Here is an 18,540-nt window from a genome sequence, read left to right as displayed (position 1 = left end):
CTTACGGTATGGTTGTTGCATCATCTAATAACAATGCCGTTGAGAATATATCTAAAGAAATATCGTTATATAGTAAAATAGATAAGCTATATCATAAAGATTTAAGTTATTTTAAATAACTTTTATTGAAAGAGGAAAAAGAGAAAGATAGGGGTATATTTGCTGCGGTGCTCGTTAATCATGGAAATAAAAAGAGATTTTCAAATAAGTTTTGGAAATATAAAGATGAAGAAGAAAACGATGATAAGAATGATGAAAACATACAATGCTGTAATATCTTAATCTGCTAGTTAATAATAAATGTAAAGATAAAGCCCCTGCACATTTTAAACCTGAATATTGTAATTCTATAGATGAAATTAATAATGAATGGAAAGAAGCGTGTGCTGGTTTTAACATTTATACAGTGAAATTCATGAAGTTTATGAAAATATTGCATCAGTTATTGAATTTAATAAAAAGAAAAGAGAGTTAATTAAGGAAGAGGATTTAGGAGTGATATATGCAGCAAAAAAGAAGAGTAAAATGAGTTAGAATTAGAGCTTGATTATAAAAGCTCTAAAATACTTGAAATTGATTGTGAAATAAAATTATTAAATTTGGTTTTTTTGAAAAAATTCATGCATTTTTTAAAACCGCAAAACACAATTCTTGCTATGAGCAAAAATGGGCTTTAATTAAGCTAAAAAATAAATCTTCAGAAGAAATTGACCGGATAAAAACTGATATTAAGAATATTAAAGCTGCAATTAAGAAAATTGAAGCTTCTGTAGAAGAAATAAAACAACGTAACGACTATATAAGCTTGGCTATCGTAAGTTTAAAAGATAAATATTGCAATATTAAGGATTTTGAAGAAGATTTATTGTGGAAAAATTGGCAAGAAAATTTTTAACTTACAAAATTGCTTGGCAAAATTTCTGTATGGTCATACCTGTTGTGTCTACAACTTTTTACTCATTCGATAAAATGTTGGCAACATCCGAACATAATGCAATTCCTTGGTTATTTATTGATAAAGCAGGGCAGATACCGCCACAATACGTAGCTAGTGCTATTTACAAAATCGAAAAAAGTCGTAGTAGTCGGTGATCCGCTGCAAACAGATCCTATTTCTATATTAAAGCAAGATTTAATGAACAAATTATGTGAACATTTTAAGGTTTCATATCCTGAGTGGTCACCTTCGGAAGTTTCATTGCAAAACCTAGCTGACCGTAATTCTTTATATCAAACAAAAATAGATGATGTTACGGTTAGTTTCCCTTTATGAGTGCATAGAAGATGCCAAAATCTGATGTTTAAAATATGTAACAAAATAGCTTACGGTGACAAAATGATTTTTGCTACCTCTGACTGTAACTCTGATATTAGAACGATTTTAGGTACTTCAAAATGGATAGATATAAAAGATAATAAGGTTCAACGTTATAAATATGAATCGGAAGCCGAATTTCAAAAATTACTAGAGTTATTAAAACCAAGTATTAAAAGAGAAAAATGGGGATGATGCGCTCAAAAAAATTTACATTATTACAATGTATAAAGATTACAACGAATCTATTCGTAGAAAATTGAATGAAATATATGACGATTCAAGATATGAGAAAACAATTCAAGCATTTGGATATAAAAATATCGCCACTATTCATCCATTTCAAGGCACAGAAAACGATACGGTAATAATACTACTAGAAGTTCAGCATCCTCTTGATAAAAGGTGCACGAAATATAATGACGCAAAAGCCAAATGTTTTAAACGTCGGTATTAGCAGAGCTAAAAATAACCTTTATATTATCGGTAGCCTTGAGATTTGGCTGAAACATAAATATATGCCGGAAATCTTATACTTAGATAGCACTACAAGAATTAAGTAAAAAATGAAAGAACAAAAATTATTTATAAATGATATGAATTATATAAATCAACACTTGGAAATACAGAAGGAGTACAAGGTTGGTGTTGGGGTTTGTGTCACAAATATGATAGTAGTTTACCTTATGTTTCTTGGCGTACTAATGAAGATATAAATGATATAAGAAGGATAGTTTCGTAAGGTGTAAATAATATATTTAATGAAGTAATAAATGGTTTTCGCAACATAAGTGATATAAAAGGCTACCTTAGAGGAAGTAACACAATTAAAAGATTTAGTAGCAAATGATAAAGTAAAATTAGGATGTACCATGTGTAATAATGGTAGCACAGACTGTAGTAATAAAGAAGAAACGTTGAAATTTTTAAATCTTTATATTTCCGACCCAACCCTTGAGCTTTATTTAAGTCCTCACTCAATTCTGGTAATAGGTGCAATTTTTATACACAAAAACTGAAAAATTTTGGTATATAAAAAAATTTTTACAAAAAGTCCTCCAATCCCTTATTTTACGAGGAATAGCCCCTAGTTTGCATAGTGTACATATTTTTAGAAAAAAAATGGCTAAAATTGGTGAAATTTATAGAAAATAACGTATAAGTAGCAGAAAATATTAGAGAAAAGTCTAGTATAAACTAACATATGAATAGCATAGAACAATAGAACATATTAGTAGGTTTGTATTAAGAGCTAAAATCCTTGTTAAATCAAGGCAATAAGGTGATAATGTGTACTTGCGACCCTAAATTTGAAAGGCGGAAATCTTGATTACTCCTTGGCTTTTCCATTCGATCAACTACAAGAATTGGCTAACTGTCCAGACTGGCGGAGAGAGAGGGATTCGAACCCTCGATACGGTATGACCCGTATAACGGTTTAGCAAACCGCCGCCTTCGGCCACTCGGCCATCTCTCCGATTATGGCTTTACTTTATATCATCTAATAAGCAAAATTTCTAGAATTATTTTATAATTTTTCTAACTAAATATATTTTCCGGCTTTACGGAATTGCCCATAATCAAAGCTTCCTTATCACATCCGGATAGCCCTTTAAAGTCCATATACCAATAACTAGGTAAATCATCCCAACTACGGAAATATTCACTATATTTGTAAAACTGTTTAGCCTTGGCTTCGAGAGTTTTAATATCCGTGTTATCATCACAAATATAAAAAAGTTGTTGGGTTATGTAATAAATAGCTTTAGTATCATTGTTATATTTATCTATTAAGTACTCTATAATTTTGATTCGCTTGTTTAAGCTAAGATTATAAGAGTCTGAAATTAACAATGTTACAAAATTCTCACTATCACTACAGATACTAAATAATATGTTCTGAATGTTCTCAAATAATTTCTGATATTTAACTAAAAATCTATTCCAAGTTATTGCTTTAAGATTGACAAAACTCTTATAGTCTTTTGGTTGGTATTCGGGAATATATTTTTGTAACGGAAAAATTGAGGTTATCTAAATTTTGATGAAAATTGTTTAATTCTTCAAAATATGCAGCCATAAAAATGAGTGTACACTGAGTAATAAGAAAATCTACAAAATAAAATTGATGATATTTGAATATCTGCTACTAACTTACTGTCTAGTTTTCTAATATCATTTACTATATCACCTATATATTTTAACTCTTCATCCGTGTGATCTACATATATTTAATATTTAAATCTTCAAAGGTAATAACTTTACCTTCAGCTATTTTATCTATTATTGTATAGTGTTTAATTATAGGTTCTTTATAATTAGCAATAATATAAATTTTCGGATTATATATATCTTTGAAGTTATTTCGCAGCATATTTTTTACTGCTTTTACCGTATTTTGATTAAGCTCTAATATATGAGAATATTGGTAAGTAATAAACTTGCATGATCTATTTTATTAAAAGGAGCAACATAGATATTCACCTTCTTTAATGTCTTTTTGGATAAGAGCAATTATAACATTCTTCTTTTAAAAATGTATCATTAGTATCTGTTAAGGCTAAATTTTAAAATCCTTTATTACCTTGTCTAAATAGCTCTGCCAGTCACTAGTGAATAATTCTAGCAATTGCTTAAAAAACTAAAACTAATTTGCATATAATTAATATTAAGTTAATTTAAAAACTTTATGAATTAGAAGTTATTAGAGACAGTTATTGACTAATGTTATCTAAACAATGCTGTAGTTCTTCTAAATTACTTATATTACTTAACTTATATGGATAATTAATTTTCCGGAGCATATTTGTTAGTACGCTTCCTGGCCCTATTTCTACTATATGAGCGATTTCTAATTTGTGAAATAGTTCTAAAGTCTCACGCCATCTAACTCGCCCGCATATCTGAAGCATTAAATTTTGTTTGATTTCTGTAGGATCTAGAGTAGGTTTTGCAGTATAATTTTGGATTATCGGTATCAGAGGTTTATTAATTACAGCTTTATCAAGAGCTACTCGCATTTTTTCTTCTGCCGGCTTCATTAAGCTACAATGAAATGGAGCACTGACTTTCAGCTTTATCGCTTTATAACCTAAATCTTTAATTATACTAATAGTATGATCTATAGCTGTGGTCTTGCCGCTAATAACTATTTGTCCTTCGATGTTATCGTTGGCAATTTGGCATAAATTTATTTTGTTGATCTCTTCTAATATTTCTTCAAGTTTTTGAAGTGGAATATTGATACAAGCCGCCATGCTTCCCTCACCTTCAGGACATGCTTCCTGCATAGATGTACTACGTGTATGAAGTAGTTTTGCTGCTGTCTCAAGGTTAATACTTTCGGTGCTACATAAAGCACTATATTCACCTAGCGAATGACCGGCAGCATAATCGCAAAGACTATCCAAACTTTTACCGGTTTCAGCTTTGATAATATTTATTATTGCCATAGATACTGCCATTAATGCCGGTTGTGCGTTAGTGGTTAAGGTAAGTTCTTCAGAAGGTCCATTAAAAATTATATCAGTGAGTTTTCGGTTTAGTACTTCATCAACGATTTGAAAAGTTTCTTTGGCGGGTTTAAAATTATCATAAAAATCTTTTCCCATGCCGATCAATTGCAACCCTTGACCGGGGAAGATAAAAGCTGTTTTCATATTTTGTATTATCGATTGAGTTTATTAATAGATTTTATTAAAATTTTCTAAAATAGTCAAATTATTTTAAGCATTTTAACACTGTTTTTCAATTTTTACGCTATATATAATTTTTACAAAAGTATTAATTTTTCTTAGCTCTATAACTTGATTACTTCCAACTAATACTATAAATTAAACTAAGAAAATATAAACAAGGAAATTAGTCATGAAGTTAAAAGAATATTTTAAAAAGTTAGAAAGTATGACTTTTGGTCCGTGGCTTGCTGCATTTAAAAAATTATTTAGTAAAGAGGCATTAGAAGAGGTAATACTGAATATAAAACTAAAGGAATCTGAAAAGTAAGAGGTTAATAAAAAAGATTTAGTTATTTTATCTAATAATGTTATTGAAATTGGACAAAAAGCTACAATAGCGCATGAAGTTTCAAGAGTTAACCAATATAAAGAAAATATAGGTTTGGTATTTACTCTAATTACCAATATTCAATTAGAAAAATTTGCAGAATTTATCTCTAATTTACCGAAAAAACATAGTGAATTTAAGGATTACTTTCGTAGTGAAGAACAAAAAGATGGGTTTTTTAAAGAAGATGCTTATAAAAAAGTTGTTAATAAAGGTAAATTAGTTGAAAAATTCCAAAACTCATATAAATATAATTATGAAAAAATAGAACAAAATGTTCATGAATTACAAGCTTATTTAGATTCATATGAATATAATTTTGGTATTCTTAAATCTGATTTATTAAGGCATGATTATTATCATAATGCATAAATTATTATGCTATCTATTTTAGAAGTAGCGGTTTCAATAAAAATCTTATTAATTTTCTTATGACAATATCTATTAATGATTTAAATTTAAGATATAGGAGTTAAATTGCAATAAAAAATATTTAAGTTGAAATTCAAATAAATGTTACTACTATTATGTAGTATCTAACTAAATTCTGTGAAATTAATGATGTTTGATCAGTTAAATATCTTATATCCTCTGTTAATAAGTATTTTTATTTTTCTTGTTGTAGTTGTTATTTCTAAAATAACAAAGTATAAACAAGCCTTAAAAGAAAAAAATTTAAGTATTATGCCTTATGACCTTTTTCATAAGCATAATGCAGGGATGGTAATTGTTTAACCTTTCTATTTTGATTCTTGCTTTATTTTCAAAGAAACTTTCTAAAATTTTTAACATAAGACGCTATTTAAATATATGTGCGTCTTAATAGACTATTATATTTAATATAGCAATAGCAGCTACTAATTGAGAGATTGATCGCAAGTTTGTTTGGCTATTTCATACCAGCAATTTTCAGGAGTGGTAGATTTATTACTAAAACCGTATATAATCAGCCTGTCTTTAGCTCTTGTCATTGCAACGTAGAGTAGTCTTATATATTCTTGCAAATCTTTTAATTTTTCAGCTTCTTTCAGCTCTTGCAAAAACTCAGGAGTATCGGCAGCATTAGCAGAGAAAAACATTTCTCCTTTATCATCCCAAATAAATTTATTGCTGCTTATCGGTAAAGTAGTAGAATCGCATAATATAACAATAGGAGTTTCAAGCCCTTTAGAGCCGTGGACGGTCATTACTCTTATTTTGTCTGAATGCTCTATATCACGTTTAATATAGATATCGTTATTCTCAAACCAAGTAACGAATCCTTGCAGTGAATTATCTATATCATTTGCATAGTTTTTGCTTAATGTTAATAGCTCATTTATCATATCATCACTATCATTATCGTAAAGCTCTCGTAAATTTAGATTATGTACCACTAAATCAAAGAAGTTCTCAACAATCGATATTTTATAAATTGCAATTAGAGAATCTAACTTATTATATATCTCCTCATGTGAAGAGAGTATATCCCATAAGCTATTCTCATTTTTATTTACAAGAAGTTCGTATAATTGCTGCTCGCTTATTCCAATAATCGGTGATTTTAGTAAACCGGCAAGATTTAAATCATCATCAGGTAGTAACACAAATTTAGCTAATGAAATTAAATCCATTATAGTTAGATTTTCCTTAAGGTTCATTCTATCGCTTGCCTCAACTTTAAGCTTAGCTTTGCTAAGTTCTTTGATCAGATTATTACTAAATTCATCTCTCTTTCTGACTAATATCATGAAATCTTTTTCAGATATTCTGTTTGCAGTAGACGGTAAAATTTCTTCGCTTTCTATTTGTTCTTTTATAAAATTTACGATTTTTTCTATGAGTAAATCGGCAGCAGATTTAGAATTTTCATAATCTTCAGGTAGTGCCCAAAAAAGCTCTTCTTGTTTTTCACTCGTCACTAATGGCCAAACCGTTACAGAGCCTTGATGTGTACGAAATGAGGATATTAAAGGATTATTCGCAAGGAATAAACTCGGGTAATTGGATTTTATATTTTTTAAAACATTATAAGTAAATTGTAAAATCTCTGTACATGATCTATAAGAATATTCAAGGGTGATATTTTTGAATTTCTTATTAGCATTTGTAAGATTTGCTTTTAGTCGCTCATTTACTAAGTTGAAATTACGAAGATCAGCCCCTTGAAAACTGAAGATCGATTGTTTATCATCGCCGACTATGAAAACACTATTATTTGGCCTCTCTACAGCATTAAACTCTGTTATTAAAGTAGTAATAATATTCCATTGCGAGAGGCTTGTGTCTTGTGCTTCATCAACAAGAATATGATTTATCTCGCTTTCAAGCTTATGCAGCAACCACTTATGAGTAGTTTTATTATTGAGTAATTTCTCGGTGTAGTAAATTAAATCGTCGTAATCGAGTAAATTATTTTCTTTCTTATATGAATCGTATTTTTTTAAAATAATATGCGCAAGTTTAGTAAGTAAGTTTGTATGATATTCTAGCTCTTCTATGCGACGCAGCTCATCTAATCGGTAAATTTCAGAGGTAATTTTTTCGAGCTCTAGTAATAATTTAGGATATTTCCTTATTAATTCTTTCGATAAAAGGCTTTTTCGTTTTTTCCCATCTTTGGTAAAAAAAATTTCTTTCGGTGCTATCTCCACATCATACTCGGCAAATAAGTTTTTTACCTTATCGTAAATATTATTTAATTCCCCTAACGCTAATCTTTTATTAGATATTTCTTTGGGAATTTGCTTATTTATAAATAACTTTCTGAATTTAATTTGCTGCTCGATTATCTCGGTAAAAATATCTTGCAGAGTTATTTCATGAAATCGGTTAAGTAAAATTTTCATTAAGTCATTATGTTCATCGCTTAAGTAAATTTCGTTTCTGATATTTAGGAAGATATCTTGTAATTTAGTTTCTTCAAGGATTGTAAATTCTGGTGTTATGCTGGCTTCTAAGGGAAAAGTGTTAAGGATTTTTTGACAAAAAGCATGTATTGTATAGATATTTAAAAGCTTATTGCTATTTAGTATTTTATCATATAAAGTTTTTGCGTTTTCTGTGTCTTGCGGCGATGGCTTATTGCCGCTCATTAAGAAAAGTGCTTCTTCTAGTTTCTCGGCGTTGCAAAGAGAAAGATATTTAAGTCTGCTATTAATCCTTACTTGCATCTCTATAGCTGCAGCATTAGTAAAAGTAAGGCATAAAATATTGGAAGGCTCTACGCCCGTTATTAACAGACGTAAAAATCGATCGGTTAGGATTTTGGTTTTACCGGTACCGGCAGATGCCGATACCCAAACAGAGTAATTCGGATCGGATGCTTCTCTTTGTAAGTCACTCATTTATGTATCGATTTTCTACTGTTACCCCGTGGCTTGACCACGGGGTCCAGTCTTTTTAATTATTTTTCTGGATCCCGCTACAAGCTCGTGGGATGACATCCACAGCCATATAACGACGCCGATAAATTACATATATTACGATTAAAGAAATAGCAAGTCCAAACCAAGTTAGAGCGTATTCTAAATGGTCATTTCTGATTGCTGCTAAATGATTTATTGCAAGAGGTAATAAAATATCTAGATTGCTAATATCTTTTCCTTCCGCAATAATATAAAAATTCTCAAGATCTAAGCCTAACACTTTGGATGTTTCTTTTAAATTTAGCGTTAGCCACACATTATTTTTTATATCGTTAGCAGGTAAGTAGATACGAGTTTTTTCTGATGGCATGGTAACACCGATAATCTCGTGTTGCCGGTCGTTTGTAGCTTGCGTGATAATATTTTTATTGTGATTACTGAACCAACCTCGTGCTACTAAAATAACTTTATCTTCTATGGTTTTAAAAGGAGTAACTAAATAATATCCGTCTTTTTCACTCGACATTGACCTTCTACCGTATAAATATATGTCTTTATTAGGCAAAAATTGACCGGTAATTTTTACTTTGTGATAAGGTAAACCGTCTTGAATTTCTGCTAAATTAATTGCAGGTGAGGTTAGGTTAGCTTGCATTGCAGCTAAAAATAATTTCTTTTCTTTTAAACGACTAAGCTGCCAAAAGCCTAAAGAGATAAGTATTGTAAAGGTTATAAATACAAGAAAATTTGTTTTCATAGATAAGGGGATTATTGATAATCGTTATTGCGAGCGACTAAAAGGAGCGTGGCAATCTCAGGAATTTTATATTATTTCATGAGATTGCCACGTCGAGGCTTTGCCTCTCCTCGCAATGACGTTTTACTAAGCAGTTTTTAAAATCCTACTGAGAAACTCTTTATGTTTTTGTAGCTCTTCTTTTGTAGGTTTAATAACAATAGTAGTTTGCTCTGTTTTGTTATTTACTTGATTAGTTGCTAAATTATTTATTACGGCCGATTTATCAACCATTTTAAAAGCCGATTGTCTGCCGCCCATTAACTCTACATATACTTCTGCAAGTAATGCGGCATCTTTCAAAGCTCCGTGAAGCTGCCTACCTGAATTATCAACTTTAAATCTTTTACATAATGCATCAAGATTATATTTTGAGCCTGGAAATATGCTTCTAGCCATTACTAAAGTATCAATAGTATTTGCTAGTTCCAAGAGTTTAATGTCGGTTCTTTTTAATAATGATAATTCGTGATTTAGAAATTTAATATCGAAAGGAGCATTATGAATAATCAGTTTGCTATCTGAAATAAACTCTAAAAAATCATCGGCTATTGTATGAAATAGAGGCTTGTCTTTTAAAAATTCGCCGGATATGCCATGAATTCTATAAGCCTCAAACGGCATATCTCGCTCAGGATTAATATAAAAATGAAAATTCCTGCCTGTTAATATCTTATTTACCATCTCAATAGCACCGATCTCAACGATTCGATGACCTTGTCGTGGGTCAAGTCCCGTAGTCTCGGTATCTAAAATTATTTCTCTTAAACTCGACATTCCAAATCCTTTATTAGTTTCGCTATTTGTTGTTCCAAGTCTAACATATCAACACCGCTATTTATAGCAAAATCTGCTTTTGCTATTTTGCTCTCTTGTGATAGTTGAATTTCTTTGATTTTATTATAAATTTCTATATCAAACGAAGATCTCGTTATTGCTCTTTGCATTCTTATTTCTTCAGAGCAGTATATTGTTACGACAAAATCAAAATATTTCTCAAATTTAGCTTCATAAAGCAGCGGTATTTCGGCAAAGCCAAATTTAGAATTAGCATTTTCTTTTTTAAATAAAATGAGTTTATCTATTAGTAAAGGGTAAATAAAATTTTGTAGTTTTTCTCTAGCTAGGTCGTTATTGTAAATTAAATTACTGATTTTTCTAATATTGAAAGACTCAAGTTCAGGTAGTAATTTTAAAATCTGAGTTTGCAAAACTACATCTTGATATAATTCTTTTATGCATCTATCGGCACAAAAAGTTTTATATCCTTTTTCTGCTAAATAATCCAACATAAAAGTTTTACCCGATGCATAGCTACCGGTAATACCTATTGCTAACATTTTGTTATAAAGATTTTATGTTCATTAGCGAGTTTTATAGTTAATTCCTCTTCGACTATAATTACGTTATTTTTTTGAATCGCTACCCCTTTGTAATTATATTTAGCAAGATTCTTTATAGTATTAGGACCGATCGTCGGCATATCTAGTCTATTATCTTGACCTAATTTCGCTATTTTTACTAATACTCCTCCATGAGGATTTTTACGTAAATCTGTACATCTCGTTATTAAAGTATCCGTTCCTTCGGCAGCCTCTATACCAAGTATATAGCCACTTTCAACTATAACCGATTGTGCGATATCGAATGCACTTAGATGATTCAATAATTTTATTCCAAGCTCAATATCATTTTTATCTGAACTTATAGGGTTAGTATCGGTTATAATATTGGAGTTACCTTGTTGATTTTTATATATTTCATTACTTGAAATTACCTTGAAACCATAACTTTCAAAAAAATCCGCTATTATTTTTAGCAAACTATCATCTCCTCGAATTTTTTGCCTAACTATTTTGAAAAGCAATAAACCGCCTATTTTATCTACGGCTAAATTTTTAAAATTTGGTCTATTAACTCCACCGATAAAAATAATATTTTTTACCTTATGCTCTTTAAAATATTTTATAGTTTCCCCGACCATACCGATTTTTAAAATCTTATATTCAAAATCTTTAATTTGCTCTATATCAGCTTCATCTTTAATTGCTGCGATATAGCAATTACCGCCTTGCTTTGTATAATTACCTGCTATTAAGTAAGGTAATGAACCTCTGCCGGCGATAATTCCAAGATTTGGTAGCATAATTAAGTTTTTAATTTAGAATTCTAACCATTTATTATAAGTCCATTTTTAATATAAATCTAGAATTCTTATTTGACCTTTACATTTTAATCAAATTAAGGCATAATGTTTGGTGCTAATATAGCTATAGTAATAAACGTAATTTAGAATAGAGGTTGCGGACTCGGGGGCAGTACCCGACGCCTCCACCAAAACTTTCTAAATAACTTGCTCCTAAAGGTAATTTGTACGTCGATCCGGTACTCGAATCCTCACGTTACTTGCGTGTATCCTGCGGTTCTGCGTTCCGTGTCGCCTTCAAATTTCTCTTTATTCGCCACGTCATTTAGAAAAGTTTAAATATGTAATGACTCTTAAAGAGTAGACAATACGAAGTTCATCGAGTATTTTTTGGGGGCGAAATAGGATCGACGTGCCTAATAAAAAGATTGCTTTTACTCGGGATGATTCCGCCGATGGCTTGTGTCATATGGGTCAAAACAAAGAAACGCAAACGATAATAATCGTTCTGTAGGTCGTTTAGCTTTAGCAGCTTAATCTTACGCGGCTGGAGGGTGTGCCGGGCAACAGAAAAACCCTCACTTATACTTGTTTAATTTGAAAAATTGGCATTGCCTAAAAACGGTTGATCTTGTCATTGCAGGCGAACGTAGAGAATGTGGCAATCTCATAAAGTAGGACTTCTGAGATTGTTTCATCAAAACTTACAGTTTTTCCTTGCAATGACTTAAACTGTTCAAATTAAACTTTGTTGACCTATTTTTATTTATTTTTCTCGTATGAATATTGAATATAAAAAATTTGTGCATGAATATATGCTAGAATTTGTGAAAAAAATTCTAACAAAAATTCAGCATGAAAATTTATATTGGGATCAGTTAATATACATATCGTACAGAACCGATAATCCTGCGGTAATTTTACCTTCAAAAGTTAAACAGGCATATCCGAAACAGATAACAATAGTACTGCAATATCAGTTTGAAAATTTAATAGTAAATGATACGGGCTTTTCTTTAACGGTAAGTTTTGACGGTGTTAAAGAAATAATTTATGTACCTTTTGATGCACTTATTAGTTTTGTTGATTCCAATAATAATTACAGTCTCACTTTTAGTCAGTCGTTAAATATACATGAAAATCCTCAACATGAAGAGGCAATAAGTAATAATAAAAGTTATCAGACTTCATCATCTTCAAGTCCAAATGTTATAATGTTAGATAAGTTTCGTAATTCTTCTAAACCTAGTTAATGCATATTATGGATTCAAAAGTAGTGATATATACTGATGGTGCATGTGCGGGTAATCCAGGTCCCGGAGGGTGGGGAGCTTTGCTTCAATTTAATGATACTAGCAAAGAAGTATTTGGGTATGAGTTAGATACGACTAATAATCGTATGGAAATTACGGCAGCACTTGAAGCCTTGAGGATTTTAAAAAAATCTTGTAATGTTGAGATCTATACCGATAGTAAATATTTGCAACAAGGAATTACTGCTTGGATTCATAATTGGATAAAAAATAATTGGTGTAAAAGCAACAATGAACCCGTTAAAAATGCCGATTTATGGCAAAAATTATACGCAGAATTGAGTAAACATACTATTATTTGGAAATGGGTAAAAGGTCATGCAAATAATAGCGGTAATATTGCTGCCGATAAACTTGCAGTGCAAGGAAGAGAAACTGCTATAGAAATTTTAAAATGTCGTGGATAGATAAGTGTTTTATTACTTTTTTTCACAAAAAAGTAGGAGAAGATGAGTTTTTGAATCAATATTATGAAAGCCGTAATATTGATTATTTAGGGCGTCCAAGGAGGTTTGTTATTTATAAAAATGTAAATGAACCTACAAAAATTCCGCCAAGTTGGCATGCTTGGTTACATCATTTAGTAAATGAGATACCAAAAAATATTCAGCTTTTTCCATGGCAAAAGAATAATAAAATAGTTAAAAAGCTGCCTAAAACATCAAATCTTAAATATAATAGATGGCAACCGTAATTAATTAATAAAATATAAAAAACAATGCAACAGAACATTATTGAAACAATTATAGGCTTTGTAGTATTAATTATTGCTTTGCTATTTTTGATTTTTGCTTACAAAACAGGTAGTTCTATAACTAGCTCAAAAGGATATCAGGTAACTGCTCATTTCCAAAGTGCGGAAGGGATAGCAGTTGGAAGCGACGTAATGATTTCAGGTATAAAAATCGGTAGTGTAAAGCAAATTACTTTAGATCCCAATAGTTTTGATGCAAGTGTATATCTAAATATTAATGATGATGTTAAAATACCTAAAGATTCTAAAGCCCAAGTAGTCACCAGCGGGTTACTTGGAGGTAAATATATTTCAATTGTACCAGGTAATGACGATGAAAATTTAGCGGCTAATGAAGAGATAAAATATACTCAATCAGCAATTAATATTGAATCATTAATTAACAAAATTGTTTCTTCATTCGGTAGTAAGTAGAAGTAATACGAAATAAAAAATCATTAAATTTAGCCGAATCTAGTTTAGATTCGGTTTTTTTATTGTTTAAGCTATTGTAAAGTGCTTATAAGAGGAGCATCGTATAAGTTTTGTAGGCAAAATAATTTGCTTAACAAAATGTAAACTAATAAAAGAGTAAATTATAAAAGAATCAAATTCAAACTCTGCTAAAGCAGATGTCGAAGGTATCAAAAAAGATATTGAAAGCTTAGTGTCAAGATTACGTAATTTAAAAGGTAATCCGGAGATATTCTAGATGAGCAGTTAGGTAATTTATTATCCCGTTATGGAACATTATAAAGATAAAGGAATGGATAAAGGTAAAGCTAATGTAGTGGATTTATGTGAGTCGACACGTGACCACCCTTTGCAGAATCTCGCTTACGCTTTTGGTGTAGGTGTATTGCTCGCTATTCTTATGAAATAGGTAATTCCATGTTAAAATCTCTAATATATAAATTATTAAAAAGTAGCATTAAGCAAGAAGAGAAATCTTATGGCAAACCATTTGTCTATTTTTTTAATATTCTAGGTTTAGTTTTAATAATTATTGCTAATTATTGTTATTGTTCGGATAGTCTGGAATTTTATTTTCTTATGCAAAGTGGAATAATTTCTATTATATCTTCTATGGTTATTGAAGCTGTTAGATGTTATTTAGATTGTTTAAGATCAAAAAGTAGAGAGTTAGTAGAGAGCATCAGTACATCGTTTACTGACTTAGTCTCAACTAAGACCTTAATAAGATATTTACCTACGATACTATGTTCCAAGTACCGTACTGACATTTTTAGTATGTACTTATATTAAAAGAAAATTCTTAAAAAATGTTACATATCCACTTTTAGGTAAGTAGTAATTTATCTCTCGGTTTAGGTAACTCTAAACCGAGCTTTAAATAACTCTGTCTTACTTAAAAATATAGTTTCAATTTAAGCTCTTGATACTGCATTTGGTAAGGTTCGCTTATACGACTTCGTTAAGCTTACTCTTAAATTTGTTATTTGAGTGTCTGATTTTGTTTTTGGGAAATCTACATTATCTTAGCCAAGTTTATGAAAGTGTTTAAGCTTTCTTCATCGTCTTTGGTCATTATATAATGCACTTTGACATATATAAGCATTTGATGTGTTTTGTCTGATATTTTTTTCTCTAAAAACGCATATGATTTATGAATATTGTTATGTTCATCTTGTATACTAAACACTTTATTTACTGTAACTGATTTATCGGATTTTGATATAAAATCATCAATAAAATAGTTTAAGAATCTCTAAATAATTCGCTTAATTGCTTATCATTTTCAAGTTCTTCATATGATAACGATCTTGCAGTTTTCAACTTAAAATATGATTTAATCATTTCAAGAGCAGAATATCTATCGCAGTTATTATTAAGAATTTTATATAACATTTTTTTATCAAAATATGCAGGTATTATTAATCCTTATTAATAATTTGCTGTTTGTAATAAGATAATTGACGCATAAACACGATAAAAGTAGCTGTAATACCTACAACTAAGAGAGAGTATAAATTTAGTGATTGAAAAAGCATATTTTGAATATATTTAATTATAACTACCAATGATAGTATAGTATTTTATTTTTCAATCTAAAAATGAACCATTATTACTGTATATTATTTATTTTTTCTTTCAATTAGTTTATTGATCACATATCTATCCATGCTAAAAAATAAAGTAAATTTAAAGTACTAATTGTTAGCTTGTTTCTTGCTTTTAACGTTACTATTTGCTGGGGAATACAGTTAAATCTATATAATTACAACTATAAAAAACATCGCAATATATTATAGCTTTTTTCTATCAATTCACGGAATATATTACGTTGCACTTCCTTTGCTTATTTATCGTGTAAAGTGAAATTTTCTATTGACTTTTATATAAAATAGTATAAATTTCTTTACAATTTAATTTTTTGTAAAGAATTTATTCTAGGCTATGAAAAAGAACAGAGAAGTTTAACAAGCGACCAAAAAGTAGTCACGGGCATTTTATCTACAGCTACTTTTCTTGAGTATTGTGATTTAATGTTGTACGTCCATTTAGCAGTATCAATGAATTGTTCTTTCCTACATATGATGCGAGTGCAGCTGCTCTTCTCTCTGCCTTTACCTTTTGTGCTACCTTTATATTTAGACCACTAGGAGCATATGTTTTTGGTTGAATAGGTGATAGATATAAATTAGGGTGAAAATCTACTGTTATTATCTACCTTAATGGCTTTATCCTGTATAATTATGGCAAATGCTCCTACTTATGAACAAGTAGGTTATTTTGCTGCTGTATTAATCACAATTTGCCGTGCAATTCAAGGTATAGCTTCTGTAGGTGAAATAGTAGTAGCAGAACTTTATTTAACTGAAATTACAAAACCACCTATACAATATCCCGTAGTTTCTTTTATTGCCGTAGCATCAGTAATTGGGACAACTGTAGCTTTAGCTATAGTATCTTTAGTTACTACTCAAGGATTTAATTGGCGTCTTGCCTTTTGGATAGATGCAATTATTGTAGTTGTGAGAGGTTACGCTAAAGCTCATCTTAGAGAAACGCATGATTTTGTAGATGCAAGTGCTAGACTTTTACAAAAATAAAAGAATTAAAAAACGATGAGATTTTTTACCAAAAACCTAATAAGAAGACAACTATATATTTTTTCATAATGGTTGTGCTTGGCCCATATTTTCTACTATACTTATATTACTTGTGGTGAAGTTTTAAAGAATGCATTTGGATATAGTGCAGCTCAGGTTATTCATCATAATTTTATTATTTCAATGTTCCACCTAGCTAGTATGTCTTTAATATGTTTTCTAAGTTATAAAATATATCCTTTAAAAATTCTTAGAGTAAAATTAGCTTTACTCTTATATTTATTCTATTTGTACCATACCTTTTAAAAAGTCACCTTTCCAGCTTCTTTTAATTCAAATAGGTTTGATAATATGTTCATTTGATACTGTTCCTGCTGTTTCAATCTTTTTTAGGCTCCGGTTTTAAACGCTTTACAGTAGTATTATATATGCTGTTTCTAGAGCCTTAATGTGTATAATCACTTCGTTTGGAATTATATATTTAACAAAATATTTGGGTCAATATGGTTTGTTTGTTGTGATGGTTCCATTACTTATAATTTGTATGTTTGGTCTAAATCATTTTCAAAAGTTGGAAAAAGAAGCAGGTTATTCATAGTGAATAATGATATTGTATAAAAACCTATAGCAAATTTCATTAAACTTTTCTTCAATTTCATGACACTCTAAATGTATAGCAACAACTAGAAACTTCTTAAATGTTTCCACAATGATCTGCTTCGCTTTTTCAGGTGATTTAGCTCCTAATGTTTGTACATTATGAATACGATCAAATAATTTTATAAGTGCGGTATCCTATCTTTTTTGCTTAATTAATAGGTTTAAGCTTTCCTTGACACTGATTTGTCCGTGAGGTTTAATTCTAGTTAAACCTTCTACATGTTTTGCTATTTCTTTACCAAAAATTTCAATGATCAGTTTTTCAGTAAGTTCTGTATCCTCAATAGTATAGTGGAAGTAGAGCAGCATTTATCATATTAGAAGTAAAAAGCTTAGGCGCTTCGTCTGCTACAAACTTTGCAAGCATAATCGCTACTTTGATCGGGTGCGAATAATACGGATCACCTGACTGACGCATTTGTGAACCATGATATTTACGAGCGTAGTAGATACCTGTTTTAACTTCCTCTATATCAACAGGATTTTTTACTTTAGTGTTTAAATATTCGAGTTTATCAACTAGCTTTTTAGCGTAAACACACATTTTAAACTTTTCTTTCCAAGAGTTTATATCTTCCATAAAAGTTATTTTATTTATATTAATAATAGTTAATTACAATTAAAGCAAAAGTGTAAAAATTGTAATAACAAATAATTTTTTAACTTTAAATAGATTAATAGTTTTTGGTTACATTGTATTTAAACAATTTCATTTTGTGTTATTATTTATTTTTGCTTCTTGTTCTTGCTGTAATTTATACCCTGCTGCTTTTTCTTCTATATATTTAAAAAAGAAATAACAAAAAGTTAAAAAACTAGTGAGAATAATAGCAAATGTTATTAATATTAACTTAAGCTCTTTCCTTGCATTGTGAGCTTTTAAACGCTTTTCCTCCTCTTCATCTATTATTCACTCAAAGGTTAAAGTTTCTTCTTCTTTATTTTCCATATTTTAACTCTTATAAATTAAATTATATTATGAATGACAGAGTTTAATTATCATTTTTAAGAAAAGTAATCTATAAAGTAATTAAAATAAGTCAATGACTATAATTATTTAGAGTTGAAAAGATTATCATTACGCGGGAATG

At 29.9% G+C, this 18,540-nt stretch carries 21 protein-coding genes, 1 tRNA gene, 1 other RNA gene and 4 pseudogenes; 15 read left to right on the top strand and 12 right to left on the bottom strand.

Annotated elements, in window-relative coordinates:
- Positions 1–125 precede the first annotated feature (125 nt).
- From BG75_RS08845 to BG75_RS10180, 5 genes are all read left to right on the top strand, one after another.
- Positions 126–290, top strand: coding sequence for a hypothetical protein (locus BG75_RS08845; protein WP_196242486.1), 165 nt, complete (start codon positions 126–128; stop codon positions 288–290).
- 761 nt (positions 291–1,051) lie between these two features.
- Positions 1,052–1,273 (top strand): hypothetical protein, encoded by a 222-nt coding sequence (locus BG75_RS10185; protein ID WP_252903696.1) that lies wholly within the window; start codon positions 1,052–1,054, stop codon positions 1,271–1,273.
- Positions 1,274–1,297: 24 nt separating this feature from the next.
- The gene (locus BG75_RS05975; protein WP_041471938.1) at positions 1,298–1,510 is read left to right on the top strand and encodes a hypothetical protein; all 213 of its coding nucleotides are present in this window, start codon (positions 1,298–1,300) and stop codon (positions 1,508–1,510) included.
- A 28-nt stretch (positions 1,511–1,538) separates the two neighbouring features.
- The gene (locus BG75_RS05970) at positions 1,539–1,772 is read left to right on the top strand and encodes a hypothetical protein (protein WP_252903695.1); all 234 of its coding nucleotides are present in this window, start codon (positions 1,539–1,541) and stop codon (positions 1,770–1,772) included.
- On the top strand, positions 1,735–1,878 hold the full coding sequence (locus BG75_RS10180; RefSeq protein WP_252903757.1) for a hypothetical protein: 144 nt from the start codon (positions 1,735–1,737) through the stop codon (positions 1,876–1,878). Before BG75_RS05970 ends, BG75_RS10180 begins: the two co-directional genes overlap by 38 nt.
- Before the next feature lie 822 nt (positions 1,879–2,700).
- Here BG75_RS10180 and BG75_RS05965 read toward each other — a convergent pair.
- The 4 genes and pseudogenes from BG75_RS05965 to fabD form a co-directional block, all read right to left on the bottom strand.
- Positions 2,701–2,792, bottom strand: a tRNA-Ser gene (locus BG75_RS05965).
- Positions 2,793–2,854: 62 nt separating this feature from the next.
- Complete coding sequence (locus BG75_RS05960; protein WP_062811900.1) at positions 2,855–3,169, bottom strand: hypothetical protein; 315 nt, start codon at positions 3,167–3,169, stop codon at positions 2,855–2,857.
- 209 nt (positions 3,170–3,378) lie between these two features.
- Positions 3,379–3,689 (bottom strand): annotated as a pseudogene (locus tag BG75_RS10745) (hypothetical protein).
- Between the two features lie 340 nt (positions 3,690–4,029).
- Complete coding sequence (gene fabD, locus BG75_RS05940; protein WP_062811768.1) at positions 4,030–4,974, bottom strand: ACP S-malonyltransferase; 945 nt, start codon at positions 4,972–4,974, stop codon at positions 4,030–4,032.
- A gap of 208 nt (positions 4,975–5,182) precedes the next feature.
- Here fabD and BG75_RS10175 point away from each other — a divergent pair, with 208 nt between their 5' ends.
- Positions 5,183–5,320: a hypothetical protein gene (locus BG75_RS10175; RefSeq protein ID WP_252903694.1), complete on the top strand. Its 138-nt coding sequence runs from the start codon at positions 5,183–5,185 to the stop codon at positions 5,318–5,320.
- Between the two features lie 114 nt (positions 5,321–5,434).
- Positions 5,435–5,752, top strand: coding sequence for a hypothetical protein (locus tag BG75_RS10170; protein ID WP_252903693.1), 318 nt, complete (start codon positions 5,435–5,437; stop codon positions 5,750–5,752).
- 485 nt (positions 5,753–6,237) lie between these two features.
- Here the strand turns inward: BG75_RS10170 and BG75_RS05930 are convergent, their stop codons facing one another.
- The 5 genes from BG75_RS05930 to BG75_RS05910 form a co-directional block, all read right to left on the bottom strand.
- Complete coding sequence (locus BG75_RS05930) at positions 6,238–8,706, bottom strand: UvrD-helicase domain-containing protein (RefSeq protein ID WP_062811767.1); 2,469 nt, start codon at positions 8,704–8,706, stop codon at positions 6,238–6,240.
- A 55-nt stretch (positions 8,707–8,761) separates the two neighbouring features.
- Positions 8,762–9,484, bottom strand: a complete 723-nt coding sequence (locus tag BG75_RS05925; RefSeq protein ID WP_062811766.1) for an SURF1 family protein — start codon at positions 9,482–9,484, stop codon at positions 8,762–8,764.
- Between the two features lie 126 nt (positions 9,485–9,610).
- A complete protein-coding gene (dnaQ, locus tag BG75_RS05920) occupies positions 9,611–10,300 on the bottom strand; it encodes a DNA polymerase III subunit epsilon (RefSeq protein WP_062811765.1) in 690 nt (229 codons plus the stop codon).
- Complete coding sequence (coaE, locus tag BG75_RS05915) at positions 10,288–10,863, bottom strand: dephospho-CoA kinase (protein WP_062811764.1); 576 nt, start codon at positions 10,861–10,863, stop codon at positions 10,288–10,290. Before coaE ends, dnaQ begins: the two co-directional genes overlap by 13 nt.
- Positions 10,857–11,669: an LpxI family protein gene (locus BG75_RS05910; RefSeq protein ID WP_062811763.1), complete on the bottom strand. Its 813-nt coding sequence runs from the start codon at positions 11,667–11,669 to the stop codon at positions 10,857–10,859. Before BG75_RS05910 ends, coaE begins: the two co-directional genes overlap by 7 nt.
- A gap of 74 nt (positions 11,670–11,743) precedes the next feature.
- On the opposite strand from BG75_RS05910, the gene ssrA reads away from it, so the two are divergent.
- From ssrA to BG75_RS07880, 7 genes and pseudogenes are all read left to right on the top strand, one after another.
- Positions 11,744–12,252, top strand: a transfer-messenger RNA (tmRNA) gene (gene ssrA, locus BG75_RS05905).
- Between the two features lie 196 nt (positions 12,253–12,448).
- The gene (locus BG75_RS05900; protein WP_012151238.1) at positions 12,449–12,922 is read left to right on the top strand and encodes an SspB family protein; all 474 of its coding nucleotides are present in this window, start codon (positions 12,449–12,451) and stop codon (positions 12,920–12,922) included.
- Positions 12,922–13,389 (top strand): ribonuclease HI, encoded by a 468-nt coding sequence (gene rnhA, locus BG75_RS05895; protein WP_012736474.1) that lies wholly within the window; start codon positions 12,922–12,924, stop codon positions 13,387–13,389. The genes BG75_RS05900 and rnhA overlap by 1 nt, the downstream gene beginning before the upstream one ends.
- Positions 13,377–13,676, top strand: coding sequence for an NADH-ubiquinone oxidoreductase subunit NDUFA12 family protein (locus tag BG75_RS05890; protein WP_004997578.1), 300 nt, complete (start codon positions 13,377–13,379; stop codon positions 13,674–13,676). Before rnhA ends, BG75_RS05890 begins: the two co-directional genes overlap by 13 nt.
- A gap of 24 nt (positions 13,677–13,700) precedes the next feature.
- Complete coding sequence (gene mlaD, locus BG75_RS05885; RefSeq protein ID WP_004997581.1) at positions 13,701–14,150, top strand: outer membrane lipid asymmetry maintenance protein MlaD; 450 nt, start codon at positions 13,701–13,703, stop codon at positions 14,148–14,150.
- Positions 14,151–14,313: 163 nt separating this feature from the next.
- Positions 14,314–14,598 (top strand): annotated as a pseudogene (locus BG75_RS10740) (hypothetical protein).
- Between the two features lie 8 nt (positions 14,599–14,606).
- A pseudogene (locus tag BG75_RS07880) lies at positions 14,607–15,027 on the top strand (hypothetical protein).
- A 177-nt stretch (positions 15,028–15,204) separates the two neighbouring features.
- On the opposite strand, the pseudogene BG75_RS10735 reads toward BG75_RS07880, so the two are convergent.
- Positions 15,205–15,757: pseudogene (locus BG75_RS10735) on the bottom strand (hypothetical protein).
- Between the two features lie 675 nt (positions 15,758–16,432).
- On the opposite strand from BG75_RS10735, the gene BG75_RS09135 reads away from it, so the two are divergent.
- The gene (locus BG75_RS09135; protein WP_252903692.1) at positions 16,433–16,789 is read left to right on the top strand and encodes an MFS transporter; all 357 of its coding nucleotides are present in this window, start codon (positions 16,433–16,435) and stop codon (positions 16,787–16,789) included.
- Between the two features lie 940 nt (positions 16,790–17,729).
- Here the strand turns inward: BG75_RS09135 and BG75_RS05870 are convergent.
- Positions 17,730–18,029, bottom strand: coding sequence for a bifunctional (p)ppGpp synthetase/guanosine-3',5'-bis(diphosphate) 3'-pyrophosphohydrolase (locus BG75_RS05870; protein WP_062811762.1), 300 nt, complete (start codon positions 18,027–18,029; stop codon positions 17,730–17,732).
- A 129-nt stretch (positions 18,030–18,158) separates the two neighbouring features.
- On the bottom strand, positions 18,159–18,359 hold the full coding sequence (locus tag BG75_RS10160) for a hypothetical protein (RefSeq protein ID WP_252903746.1): 201 nt from the start codon (positions 18,357–18,359) through the stop codon (positions 18,159–18,161).
- Between the last annotated feature and the right edge of the window lie 181 nt (positions 18,360–18,540).

The organism is Rickettsia endosymbiont of Proechinophthirus fluctus (assembly GCF_001602635.1).
Lineage (GTDB): Bacteria > Pseudomonadota > Alphaproteobacteria > Rickettsiales > Rickettsiaceae > Rickettsia > Rickettsia rickettsii.
The sequence above is the reverse complement of the archived record's forward strand: the minus strand, read 5'-3'. Positions and strand labels throughout refer to the sequence as shown.